The organism is Wolbachia endosymbiont of Folsomia candida, from assembly GCF_001931755.2.
GTDB lineage: Bacteria > Pseudomonadota > Alphaproteobacteria > Rickettsiales > Anaplasmataceae > Wolbachia.
Genome location: NZ_CP015510.2, coordinates 779,353 through 791,651, shown reverse-complemented (window position 1 = coordinate 791,651; position 12,299 = coordinate 779,353). Strand labels below are relative to the sequence as shown.

At 33.2% G+C, this 12,299-nt stretch carries 11 protein-coding genes and 1 pseudogene; 6 read left to right on the top strand and 6 right to left on the bottom strand.

Annotated features, from left to right (window positions below; translation table 11 throughout):
* Positions 1-93: 93 nt before the first annotated feature.
* Positions 94-1,061, bottom strand: a pseudogene (locus ASM33_RS08930) (IS110 family RNA-guided transposase).
* A gap of 447 nt (positions 1,062-1,508) precedes the next feature.
* On the opposite strand from ASM33_RS08930, the gene ASM33_RS03630 reads away from it, so the two are divergent.
* Positions 1,509-2,525: a substrate-binding domain-containing protein gene (locus ASM33_RS03630; RefSeq protein WP_110410334.1), complete on the top strand. Its 1,017-nt coding sequence runs from the start codon at positions 1,509-1,511 to the stop codon at positions 2,523-2,525.
* Positions 2,526-2,530: 5 nt separating this feature from the next.
* Here ASM33_RS03630 and ASM33_RS03625 read toward each other — a convergent pair whose 3' ends face one another.
* From ASM33_RS03625 to ASM33_RS03615, 3 genes are all read right to left on the bottom strand, one after another.
* Complete coding sequence (locus tag ASM33_RS03625; RefSeq protein WP_110410335.1) at positions 2,531-2,962, bottom strand: TrbC/VirB2 family protein; 432 nt, start codon at positions 2,960-2,962, stop codon at positions 2,531-2,533.
* Positions 2,963-3,194: 232 nt separating this feature from the next.
* Positions 3,195-3,536, bottom strand: a complete 342-nt coding sequence (locus ASM33_RS03620) for a TrbC/VirB2 family protein (RefSeq protein ID WP_110410598.1) — start codon at positions 3,534-3,536, stop codon at positions 3,195-3,197.
* Between the two features lie 156 nt (positions 3,537-3,692).
* Positions 3,693-4,886, bottom strand: a complete 1,194-nt coding sequence (locus tag ASM33_RS03615) for a phage portal protein (RefSeq protein WP_110410336.1) — start codon at positions 4,884-4,886, stop codon at positions 3,693-3,695.
* 507 nt (positions 4,887-5,393) lie between these two features.
* Between ASM33_RS03615 and ASM33_RS08700 the strand changes: the two genes are divergently transcribed.
* The gene (locus ASM33_RS08700) at positions 5,394-5,846 is read left to right on the top strand and encodes an SWIM zinc finger family protein (protein ID WP_237342962.1); all 453 of its coding nucleotides are present in this window, start codon (positions 5,394-5,396) and stop codon (positions 5,844-5,846) included.
* Between the two features lie 100 nt (positions 5,847-5,946).
* On the opposite strand, the gene ASM33_RS03605 is transcribed toward ASM33_RS08700, so the two are convergent.
* Together ASM33_RS03605 and ASM33_RS03600 are read right to left on the bottom strand one after the other, a co-directional pair.
* The gene (locus ASM33_RS03605; RefSeq protein WP_110410337.1) at positions 5,947-8,148 is read right to left on the bottom strand and encodes a hypothetical protein; all 2,202 of its coding nucleotides are present in this window, start codon (positions 8,146-8,148) and stop codon (positions 5,947-5,949) included.
* Positions 8,145-8,996, bottom strand: a complete 852-nt coding sequence (locus ASM33_RS03600) for a hypothetical protein (RefSeq protein ID WP_110410338.1) — start codon at positions 8,994-8,996, stop codon at positions 8,145-8,147. The genes ASM33_RS03605 and ASM33_RS03600 overlap by 4 nt, the downstream gene beginning before the upstream one ends.
* Positions 8,997-9,195: 199 nt before the next feature.
* Between ASM33_RS03600 and ASM33_RS03595 the strand changes: the two genes are divergently transcribed.
* The 4 genes from ASM33_RS03595 to ASM33_RS03580 all read left to right on the top strand — a co-directional run bounded on the left by ASM33_RS03595 (position 9,196) and on the right by ASM33_RS03580 (position 12,260).
* Positions 9,196-10,647 (top strand): TrkH family potassium uptake protein, encoded by a 1,452-nt coding sequence (locus ASM33_RS03595; protein ID WP_110410339.1) that lies wholly within the window; start codon positions 9,196-9,198, stop codon positions 10,645-10,647.
* Between the two features lie 95 nt (positions 10,648-10,742).
* Positions 10,743-11,267, top strand: a complete 525-nt coding sequence (locus tag ASM33_RS03590; RefSeq protein ID WP_110410340.1) for a hypothetical protein — start codon at positions 10,743-10,745, stop codon at positions 11,265-11,267.
* A 2-nt stretch (positions 11,268-11,269) separates the two neighbouring features.
* Positions 11,270-11,662, top strand: a complete 393-nt coding sequence (locus tag ASM33_RS03585; RefSeq protein WP_110410341.1) for a hypothetical protein — start codon at positions 11,270-11,272, stop codon at positions 11,660-11,662.
* Between the two features lie 157 nt (positions 11,663-11,819).
* A complete protein-coding gene (locus tag ASM33_RS03580) occupies positions 11,820-12,260 on the top strand; it encodes a PAS domain-containing protein (RefSeq protein WP_110410342.1) in 441 nt (146 codons plus the stop codon).
* The last annotated feature ends 39 nt before the right edge of the window (positions 12,261-12,299 follow it).

Here is a 12,299-nt window from a genome sequence, read left to right as displayed (position 1 = left end):
CGAATAAATATCAAAATTCTCATCAAAATATAACACCATGGTGAGATTACATGCAAAAATAGATCCCAGATACTGTCTTTCATGTCAAACAAATTATCCAACTAAATTACAATTAAATGGTTGATTGTTTTTAAGAATACCAAAAAAGACATGCATTAATTTTCTCATTAACGCAAGGACTATGACTTTTGGGCATTTACCTTTACTTGCTAGACGCTGACAAAATTTTTGAAAATGATTATTATGGTTTTTGACTACTATAGCTGGCATATAAAGGGCTTTTCGGACGCGCTCAGATCCTATTTTACATATGCAACTTCTCTTACTTACAGACGATCCAGATTCATAATGTCCTGGATTTAGGCCAGCAAAAGCTGTAAATTGCTTAGCATTATCAAAATTATCAGCCGCTGGCATTTCTGCAATAACAGCAACAGCAGTAAGATGTCCTATACCTTTTATAGTCTTGAGGTTTTCTACCATATTTTTTAGATGTGGTAGTGATTTATATGCTCATTAATTTCTGTTTTGAGAACAATAATTTGCTCCTCTATTGCCAAAATTACCTTAGATATAGCTTCTTTGCAGCTGGAATGCATATTTTCATTTTCCAAGCGATTTGTCTGCTGCAACATATCATCTTTTAGCGATTGCAGGCAACGGTAAAGATCTCTTAAATGCCTCATTTCAGGTGCAATTGGTTTCCAAAGAGCAGGTTTATTCGCAATACAAAATCTAGCTATCATAGCTGCATCTGATTTATCTGTTTTATTTCTGAGCAGCTCACTTTTGCCAAAAGCCTTGATTTGAGCCGGGTTTACTATACTAACATTATGCCCTAAATCGTGCATAAAAGTAGCCAAATCTTCCCCATACCAGCTAGTTGCCTCAAGACACAGATGAATAAGATTTGCTCCATGGCCATTGCACCAAACCACAAGCTTTGCAAAGCCATCCTGATTATTTTGAAAGACTTTGTGTCGTTTTTTATTGTCCATCAGCAAACAAACATCAAATTTCTTTTTTGAAATATCCACACCCAAAATAGCATTTACTTGCATAAAATTACCTCCAAGACTATAAATAAACTGAGAGTTTAGACTAACCTTGTAATACGGGATATAATTCCAAAGATACTGTTCAGTCTTTTAACTCTATGGGAGGGGAGCAAAATCTGGAATTCGGCCTTATTGGCGTTAGTGTCAAGTCGGCTTCACCCTTCCTGCGTGGTATTTTAGCTCTAATGCCTCACATCATAAAGATACAAGTGTCACGCACTGGGATGACACTCTTAGTTGATACTTAACACAAGACCTATCGCTTTACGGGATGTTCGTACAGTTGTGGACGTGTTCGTGGTATCTCGTAGTAGATCCTGCTAACAAACAGCGGGATGATAATGTTATTAATCGATAAATCATACCTGAGTTAGCTCTATCGCAAAATTAAGGCTTTCCAGTTTAATTTTTTACTATAATAATTAGACTTATGTTCTTGAGCACAAAGTAATGTTTAGAAATTTCCTACTGATTTTGATATTCACAGTATTCATACCGCTGTCAACAGTTGAAGCAAGAAAATATATTCGAATTGTTGGATCTTCAACTGTTTTTCCTTTTATCTCATTTATAGCTGAAGAATTTAACCGCGTGTTTTCCTTTAAAACTCCAATTGTGGAATCAATCGGTAGCGGATCTGGATTCAAAATGTTCTGCTCTGGAACAGGCGAAGATACTCCAGATATAACCACTTCATCTCGCCCTATGAAAGAAGTAGAAAGAGAGTTATGTAAACGCAATAACGTAAATGACGTGATAGAGATTATTATTGGCTATGATGGAATTGTCGTTGCAAATTCAAACCAAAGTCATAGATTTGATTTCTCAAAAAAAGATATATTTGATACTTTATCTGCATACTCTCCAAATGACAAAAAATTAGTAAAAAATGACAAAAAATTTTGGTCTGATGTAAACTATACCTTACCAAAAACAGAAATTGAGATTTATGGTCCATACCAGAATACAGGTACATACGAAACTTTGATTAATTTCATTATGCTTGATCAATATTCCTGCATGAACTCAAGAGTTTTCAAAGAGAATTATGAAAATAAAGAAGAAAGAAAAAAAGCCTGCAGCAATATAAGAGATGATGGAAGATACATAGAAGTTGGGATTAACGAGAATATCATAATACAAAAACTAAAAAGCAACAGAAATGCCTTGGGAATATTTAGTTTCAGCTTTTTAATGAGAAACCAAGATAAAATACAAGGAAGCACCATTGCAGGAATTGAACCAAATTATGAAAATATATCGTCAGGGAAATACATATTAGCAAGACCCTTATACCTTTATATAAAGAAAGAGCACTTAGGCACTGTTGATGGATTAAGGGAGTTTATCAGAGAGGTCATAGACTCCATCAGCACTGAAAGTGGGTACCTATTTAGGTTAGGTCTAATCCCACTTTCAAGCGAAGACATAAAGAAAGTTTCAGCGAAAGTCCATGACATAACTTGATGGTTTTACCAAAATTTCAACCAATCAAACCATCCGTATGTATCCATAGATGAAAGTTCATCACCAAGTACCCTAGCTCCCAGAGGAACAGGAGATGGCTTATAAGTTTTACTGTAACAGCTATGTGTATCTATAGGTGCTACATACCTTACAATACAATGTGCACCAAAAAACACAGCAGTAAACATGCCAAGTGCAAAAAGTGCTGGCCACGGCATTCTGCCAAATATTGCAAGCAAGGCTGCACCGATTATTACTAACGTAATAATCGGTGCACCTATATAACGAAAGTAGTAAACGATAGAGCACATGAACCATGATGGATGGTCTGTAACTTTTGAGTTATAAAACTTGTCGCCTTTTTTGTTACTAAAATTAGCAGCATTTACATTAAATGCAAAAAATAGAAAAACAACAAATAAAAGAAATTTTTTCATCACACCTATTTCAATTTTATACCAAATTATTTCTTATTTTGATTAAATTTAAGAAAATACTAATGATTCAATAATTATACTAATTCTATTAAGATCAAAATATCTTGTTATTTATCATCGAATTATGTAACCTTTACACCTTTCAAGCGAAGAAAGTTTCAGTAAATGTTTATGGTTTAATATAATTATGGTGCTCCTTTTGGAAGCACCATTTTTCAGACTTTTAATCTTTTTAAGCACATGTCTTGGCTGTTGGATCCCATTTTTTCCCAGCCTTAGTACACGCTGATTCTGGAGTATCGCCACATGCTTCCACTCCTGTTATTGCCTTTACAATTGCAGGGGCACCAAAAAACGCAGCAGTAAACATGCCAAGTGCAAAAAGCGCAGGCCACGGCATTCTACCAAATATCGAAAGCAAAGCTGCACCAATTATCACTATTGTGATCATTGGGCCACCTAGTGTCTTGGTATAGTCTACTATATTGCATATTGTCCTTGTTGTGTCATCAGCATTTGCATCAAACGCAAAAGAGAGAATTAAAGTTACAATTAGAATGTTGAAAAATTTTATCATTACGACGCCTCCGATAATTTCTGTTTCATGTTCGATTATCTTTCACTTTAATTAAATTTAAGCAAATGCTAAAAGCATAATGATTATACTAATTTTACTAAGATATAAGCTTATTGGAATAATGTTAGTATATTTACAAACAATGTCAGATTTTTAACTCAATTTATCACCACCATGCATTGGTGGTAAGCCGAAGGCTTCTCTTTTTTCATTGAGTGTCATGAAGCTTGCGTTTTCTACGTATTTCCACAATTTTTGTCTTTTTTCCATTAGGATTTCTATCGCATCTTTGTCATACGATAAGCATAAATCGTTACCAAATTTTGGCACTAGCCAAGAATTTAAGTGGCAGACTATATTGTCCAGTGTTGGTAAAATTGTCTGTTCCCAAAGGGATAAACGAGCTTCGGCTAAATTGCTATAAGTGTTATCACCTGGTATGCCAAGTAACTGTGGCGGCACTCCAAAAGCCAGAGCAATATCACGGGCTGAACTGTGCTTGGATTCAATGAAATCCATATCTCTTGGTGATAAACTCATTTCTTTCCACTCCAACCCTCCTTCAAGTAATATCGGTCTTCCTGCATTCACTGGACCAGAGTAATGATCATTTATCTGCACTTTCAAGCGTTGGTATTGCTCTTGACTTAAATTTCCACCAGTTCCATCTTTTGCTGATTTCACCACTATTGCACCACTTGGCCTTGCTCCATTTTGTAGCATTGCCTGGTTCCAAGCACCTGCTTGATTGTGTTGGTCTATGCTATATGCAGCGGCTTCAATCGGTGATAGGCCATACCAATCATTCAATGGGTTAAAGGTTTTTAAATGCAGCACTGCTGAGCGCCCTGTTAGCTTATCAACTTTAAAATCGTAACTGTTATTGTTTACCGTATAGCGATAAATATAAGGAACATTATTTCTTCCAGGCACGATTTCAACCCTATCTGGGCGCAAAAGGTAAAGTTCCGTTGGTGGTTTTTTGTTATTTTGTGACTCAATCATAAGCATGTAAGCATTTCCACTAATTAGCCGATAAGTCACAATACCTTCTATAAACTCTGATTTGGATGTTATCGGACTCGGAGAATAGAGCAATTTTAATAATGGGTGGATTTTCAATTGTGATTTCCCCTGCTGAGTAAACTGGCAGAGAGTAAATGGCACTGAAGCTGCAGCAGTTGCAATCATATTTATCGCACGAAAAGCAATAACATTTTTGATGTAACCCTCTTCAGCAAAACTCACATAATCACGCTTACTCCAGCTTGGTTCCATCATGAGCTGCAAAGCGGAATGTTTAGTAAATACTTGAGTTTTCTTTTTTTGAAAAATGTTGAAATTCATATGTACCTCGTTGTTTGTTTAACAGTATATTTCATTGGTTAGGTTTTGGGTTTCGCAGAGGGTTTAGTGACAATTAGAACCTCTGAATGAATTGTTTCCGGTATTTTGGTTAAGTTTTTGCCGCTTGACATGAGTTTTTTTTGCAAAATTTTTGTTGGCTGAGCTACAAAAATTGCAAAAACCGTTGATTAGAAAAACATAAAGTACTTTTCAAATAACTTTGTTATTTATTGGATGTACTTATTGTTGAAATAAAATACCCAGTAGTCTATCACGTTTTTTTGATTTGCCTATTGTTTTTTTAATTCAGCAGATATTTTGTAAGATGAAATTCAAATAAATACGCTGGATACATCGCAAAATAACCACAGTTAACGATGAATTTTCAAAGAGCAAGAGCATTCTACAAAAGCACTAGGTATGAATGAATGTGACTTTGAACGTTTATGCTATATTAACAATATAATGTGTATTCTTTTTAGAAAGGCTTTAAAAAGGAGGCACAAAATGAGGTTAAATTATAAAGATATCAGAGATTTTATTAAAGAATCTTATATCACCAAAGGAAGAGGTTATTTCGATGATGGAATGGTACAAATCGTATCTGTTAATGAATCTCACGCTGAATCAAATGTGACTGGATCAAGCGTATATCAGGTCACATTGAAACACAACGGTCAATACCTTACTGGAAAATGTTCCTGCCCTGCATTAGGATATTGTGGTCCGTGTAAGCATATGGCTGCAACATGTTTTGCTTTGATTCAACTTGATAGACAGGAATATCGTTCATCTCTAGAATATGTTGATGAACAAGATCGCCTTGAAAAGTTGCTAATTAAAAAAACAAAACAAGAGCTCATTCCAATAATCGTTCGTTTTAGTGATCGTCACCCAGAGATTCTTGAAGAATTAGAGGATGAAGAATATGAGGAATATAGGCTGTGCCACTCCAAGTAAATTTTTAAGGCTATTAAGAATTGTGGTTTGAAGTGCTTGTTGCTTAAATTCATGCATCGCTTTGCAAATTTTTCAATTGGGGTGGTAAATTTCTATATCTTCATTTGTTAAGCGAAGGAAGAGCTTGTGAGAGTTGTACACTACTCATTTCTGTATCTGGTAGTTGTTGTGCATTTTGTGTTGCCATCTGTGCAAGCGAAAGTGTGTTGCAGAGTTTCATCAAGTTCTCTATTTGCTTGTCTCTTTCTTGATTCTCTTTTTTCAGATCCTGTTCTCTTTTATCTCTATCTTGATTCTCTTTTTTCAGCTCTTCTATCTCTCTATCTCTCTCCTCACTGTTTTCTCGCAGTTCTTTTTCTAATTCTTGACTTTTATCTATTAACTCACAAGCTTCTATCTCTAATTCTGCTATTTTATTTAACCTTTCATTTATTTGTGGCAAATTTTCTCTATTTATTTTTTTTATACATCTTTCGATTAACTCATCTATACTTTCCAAATCTTTTCTTTTTTCCTCGACCTTCTCATAAAAATCTTTTTCTATATTAAATTCTTTCTCTAAATGGTTTTTATATACTTCGATCACTTTCATCAGCAGTTCTTTTGCTGTTTCTTTACTTAATTTTATATCAAAAAACTCTCTTATCTCCTTCTCATTCTTTCCATAACAATAATATGTCATTAAATAATAAGAACTTTTATGCAGCTCAGTTAGTGAAAAATTATTTATTGTTTCCTCTAAAATGTTGCTGGGTAGCAGTGTTTGATAATTTTTAGATGTTCTAAATTTTCCTGTCCAGCTTGTTGCTGCATTCCACACATTTTCAAATTTTCCAGGTTCTTCTTTATCCTTTAAATAGACTTTTGTACATATAAGTAAAATATTTAAATATTCTATAACTGGTAAAACTAAATATTCATTAGCTTTTTTATAATTCTCTCTGTGCGTAACAGAGTACGGGTGCAGTTGCTTTTCTTCAAGTGAGATAAAAGAACCAATCAAAGAAAGTGAAAAAAAATTTTCCAGTGACTCCAATATTTGATGCTGCACTTTACTATCTTGAAATAATTTTTTTACTGAATTTCTTATACAGCTTAAATCTTCATCAGACTCACATCGAAAACGTAAGAAATATAAATCACTAGTCAGCATTTTTAAGGCATGCTTACAAGCATAAAACTTATAGCTAGACCTCTTTTGCACATCATCTTCTTCTTGCACAAAACCATCAATATTGTTATTTAAAAACATTCCTATTTTAGTTCTTGTGCTTGTTATAAAATTATCAATAGAAGGCAATAACTTTTCTTGCATCATTGATAAAAATAACAATGCATCTAACACTTTGTCGTTTAAGCGGCTTAATTTTTCTTCACCATCAAGTAAATGTATTTCTACTTCTTTATATGAACAATACCTAAATTTCTCGCGTACAAAAAGCTTCCAGTATTTTGAATCTCCTTGTAAATTCTCTATAAGGTCGGTGTTAGTGGAAATTATATGCAAATTCTTCATAATTTCCCACAAAGTATTTACGCCTTTTTGCATCTCGGTAGCATCTTTTACTTGCTCTTCTGATCCTCCAGCTCTTCTCACAGAATCCGGATGATATTTTAAAGATAATGCACGAAACGCCCTATTTACTTGCTCATTAAAATATTCGTCATGATCCTGGTCAAGCTTTCTTTTTTCTCTTACTGCTTGCAAACTATTATCTAACCTTTCCAGCACTCCTGTTAAGTTAAATAATTTTAATATTTCTTTTAACTTTAAGTCTTTTATAGATATTTTCTTTCTTTTTAAGTCAAATAAAACTAATTCCTCTTCTAATACAACTCTCGTATCTTCGCTTATCTCATCATAAATATTAAAGATGTGTTGCCATTTTTTATTTTCCAAAGTCTTTACTTTAAAACTTTTTACCATTAATTCTCCCTCATCATAAATATTTTCATATGTTTTAATTTTTTTACCAAGCCACCAAAAATACCCAAGAAATGCTGATAATCCGACAAATCCAGAAAGGGCAATTAATCTTTTTTTTTCTTGAAAATGAAAACACAAAGCTAATCCACTCAGCCACAACGAAAAAATTAGCAAACTTTGTTGCCTGGAAAAAGTTGTATAACGCAAGATATTATTATTCCACCCTGCAGGTTTATTTTTACCAAGCTCATTCACTAATTTCTTAATCTCATCATGGCTTTTCGGAATATAGCTTTCTTTCCACTTGAGTTTTTTATACAAGTTACTTTTCAGATTTTCTTTTTCAAGAATTTCTATAAATTTCTCTATCTTCATTTTTCAAGCGAAGGGAGAGATTGTGATAGTTGTACACTACTCATTTCAGTGTTTGGTACATTTTGTGTTGCCATCTGCGCAAGCGAAAGTGTGTTGCAGAGTTTCATTAACGTCTCTATTTGCTTATCCCTTTCTTGATTCTCTTTTTTCAGATCCTGTTCTCTTTTATCTCTATCTTGATTCTCTTTTTTCAGCTCTTCTATCTCTCTATCCCTCTCCTCACTGTTTTCTCGCAGTTCTTTTTCTAATTTACTTATCTTTGTCCTATATTCTTGGTTTTCGTCTTCCAATTTTTGTATTTTATTATCCAACTGAATTTTTAATTGGCGACTTTCTGCTCTTAGTCTTTCTTCAACACATTTTTCTGATTCTTTAATTTTCTGTTCTAATTCTGATATAGCTATATCTTTTTTTAATATAATCTCACCTTTTAATTCATTTTGCCTCTTTATGTTATTATATGATGTACCTTGGAATCCATGTGATTTACCTATGCAATACCCGAGCAAATTTCTCATTTTACTACTTGGATGAGTTTCCATTTTTACTAGTGTGCTGCTTACAAGTTCAGAGATTTGCTCGCGATTGTCCTCAAAGTTATTGTTTTTAACTAGCTGTATGTAACTATCTGCTATATCTTTAAACTCTTTCACATTTAACCATGTGAATGGTTTAAAAGGACTACAATCCCACCACCTTCCTATCCGCCACATGCTTTCAACAGATTTTTTTAGTTCTTCCAATTCTGCTACAAAATCTTCTAATTCCTTTTCAAAATCCTCCTGGCTTTTAGATTTAGCTTCAGAAGATTCATTATTATTGATTTTCTTATCAAGAAAAGTTGACACTCTATTACCCCATATAAACTATATATTACATAATAGATTAAATTTCCATAATGGAAAAGAGTTGTTTAGCATAATAATTGAAGGTTTTTCAAATTAGTGAAATAGATCCCTTAAATAATGCAATAAATTTAAAACATATAAATTGTAATTCTGAAATTTTTCAACTATATAGGTTAAGAAGTAAGTAGACATTAGCTCGATGGAAAATCAGCAACATTTGCAAGTTCTGCGCTCAATTACATTCATTATTGGAATATTCCTATTGTTGTTTAGCTTCACAATGATTATTCCTATGGTTATTAATAAATATCTTAGCTTTGAATGGAAAAATTTTTTAGCTGGGTTCATCATCACCTCTGCATTTGGCGTAGCTTTTATTTTTCTGGGTAAATTAAATAAGTTGCATGGCATGTCGGCAATTTTCATGATTACTAGTTGCACATGGATTGTTTCTTCTTTGTTTGCAGCTATTCCATTTTACCTCAGCAATCTAAGTTACGTTGACGCGCTATTTGAAGCAATATCTGGTATTACAACAACAGGGGCAACTGTTTTTAACAATATTGAAGAGCAATCTCCAGGAATATTGCTATGGAGAGCAATGCTGCACGGCATAGGTGGCCTTGGTATAATAACTATAGGAATTGCAGTTTTTCCTAGTTTCAAGATTCTGAGCCTGAATAACTTACTCTATTCTGAATATTCAGACGCTACCAAAAAGAGATTGCCACATACACGAAGCGTAGTAATTCACATTACAGCAATATACTACAGCCTTATCTTATTATGCATATTTTTTTATTATTTAGCTGGTATGTCGCTATTTGATGCTATATGCCATGGCATGTCTACCGTATCAACTGGTGGATTTGCTAACTATAGCAACTCTATAGGACACTACAATAACCCTATGCTCGAAGTTATAACAATTATCTTTATGATTTTGGGCTCTCTGCCTTTTCTTAGTTATTTAAAAATCATAAGACGTTTAGACATTTGCCATGATGAACAGGTCTCTTATTTTATTAGGATAGTCATTATCTCGTCCCTATTTACTTATTTCTGGTTATATAAAAATGTTGATTTAGGGGCCGCTTTATCATTTAGATATAGCACATTTACTGCCACATCTTTGGTTACATCAACAGGTCATACAATTTGCAATCATATAAATTGGAGCTTTGTTTCAGTCCTAGCTTTTTTTCTAACATTTGTTGGTGGGTGCAGTGGCTCTGCAAGCGGTGGTATAAAAATCTTCCGAATGATCGTGCTTTTAAGATCTATAAGAAATTACTTTCACCTTTTATTAAACTCAGATGCAGATGATAGAGTAAAATTTAATGGTAGAACCTTGGAAAATGATGAAATCCACTCTGTTTTTGTATTTTTTGCAATTTATATATTAACGTTCACTGTTTCATCAATAGTGATGTCTTACTTAAGTAATGCTGATTTTATAACTAGCATTAGCTCTGTTTCTGCAATGCTTACAAACTCTGGTCCAGGATTCAGTAGTTTAATAGGCCCTTCAGGTAACTACTCTTCTTTTAGTAGTGAAGTAAAGCTACTCTTATCAGCTTTAATGCTGCTTGGTAGGCTTGAAATATTGCCAATTTATTTTTGCGCATACAGCTTATTCTCAAAGAAGTAAATTAAAAAATCAACAAGATTATATAAAAACATAATATAATTATTGTATAATTAATAATTTGAGACTATAGTTACCACGTAATTAACAACTTTCACATGGCAAGAATAGATATTACAGAATTTGAAAGACTGATACATAATAGTAAGTTAAGTACAGAAGATAAATCATCTATTATAAAAGATATAACCAATCTCATAAATAAAAATAAAGGTGTAGGGTTTGGCTTTATTAATAATGAGGATTTTCTTAAAACAGTCGATGTTATTTTGAATGACAAACAACAGGATTCGGAAGTGCATACACAATTGGCTCGCTATTTAAGATTCATAAATAATAACAAGCACTATTGGTCGTTTATCGTAGAAGATATGGCCAAAGATGAAAATAAAGATGCAATATTCAACTTGCTCAAGGACGAAGACTTATTCAGAGCAACTGAGATTATCTCAAACTCCTCCATACAATATTATGTCTTAAAGATAATAATGAGCAACAAAAAAAATCTAGCATTATACTATATGCATTATTATCTAGTTATGATGTTATTAGTACCTATACAGAACAAACAATACCTCATGAACTATGCATTAAAAGACCAGGCAATAAGAAAAGTGATGTAAAAATGTCTGATTATTTGCTTGACAGTCAAATGATCAAAGAAGATATATCGTGGCTAAAAAAGACAAACCATATAGCATTCCAAGAACTTCATGATCAAATTGAAAACATGCAAGATCAAGATCCAGAAGTTAAAAAAACATTTGATGATTATTGCAATCAAATAAACTCCCTCGAAGAACGTAAAGCACTGAAATATACAGCAGCAGCATTAGCTGCTGTCTTTATTGGTACATTAGCAGTTACTATACTGACAGGAAGCACATCTGCTGCGTTTATTGCAGCTGTAACAGGTATAATTGCTGTTGCAATTTGTGGATATTTGTTATGTGGTAGTAAATTAGAATCTGTACAGTTAGAAACAATCAAAAATCCTCCTCAGCGTCCTGTTGGGTAGTAAATAAACAAGAAATCACAACTCAGAATCTCGCTAGATCTTATTTTTACACTCAATTATACGCTATACAAGCCTTCTATACACCTTGTGGTAAGGAAAAATCAATATATTCACGATAAATTCATGTCATATCTGTATTTTATATGTGGAAATTAGAATGGGAGCTTATACCGGCAAAGAAAGAAGAATAGCAAATGTAGTTGCTCAACATTGGAGCGACATAAAAGGTGACAGACTCTGGCCAGGAATAGATGAGATAGATACTTCTGAAATAATGGAGTCTTGGCAAAACTGTTTTATCATTGCAGTTGAAGATCAAGGCTATATTTGTGAGAATGCAGGAGAAAAGGCTATTGAATTCTATGGTTTTGAGAAAAAAATGCGTATTGATAATAAATATGCGATTGATGCACCATTTTTGCGATTATATAAAGTAGATTCAGTTATTGATAAATTTGATACTATAGTAGATAGTAAATGTCCAATTAATGAAGAAGAAGAAAGCGAAAGTGTTAAAATGAGGCAAGTACTCCTGCCACTTGGCAATAAAGATAAAATTACTCATATATTAGGTGTAATTACATTTAAGCTTGTTTAATATACAATTTTAATTTGATTCTTTAATAAAATTATTTAT

Coding starts and splice junctions, on each gene's coding strand:
- ASM33_RS03630 (WP_110410334.1), top strand. CDS start 1,509: ATGTTTAGAAATTTCCTACTGATTTTGATATTCACAGTATTCATACCG.
- ASM33_RS03625 (WP_110410335.1), bottom strand. CDS start 2,962: ATGAAAAAATTTCTTTTATTTGTTGTTTTTCTATTTTTTGCATTTAAT.
- ASM33_RS03615 (WP_110410336.1), bottom strand. CDS start 4,886: ATGAATTTCAACATTTTTCAAAAAAAGAAAACTCAAGTATTTACTAAA.
- ASM33_RS08700 (WP_237342962.1), top strand. CDS start 5,394: ATGAGGTTAAATTATAAAGATATCAGAGATTTTATTAAAGAATCTTAT.
- ASM33_RS03605 (WP_110410337.1), bottom strand. CDS start 8,148: ATGAAGATAGAGAAATTTATAGAAATTCTTGAAAAAGAAAATCTGAAA.
- ASM33_RS03595 (WP_110410339.1), top strand. CDS start 9,196: ATGGAAAATCAGCAACATTTGCAAGTTCTGCGCTCAATTACATTCATT.
- ASM33_RS03590 (WP_110410340.1), top strand. CDS start 10,743: ATGGCAAGAATAGATATTACAGAATTTGAAAGACTGATACATAATAGT.
- ASM33_RS03585 (WP_110410341.1), top strand. CDS start 11,270: ATGTCTGATTATTTGCTTGACAGTCAAATGATCAAAGAAGATATATCG.
- ASM33_RS03580 (WP_110410342.1), top strand. CDS start 11,820: ATGGGAGCTTATACCGGCAAAGAAAGAAGAATAGCAAATGTAGTTGCT.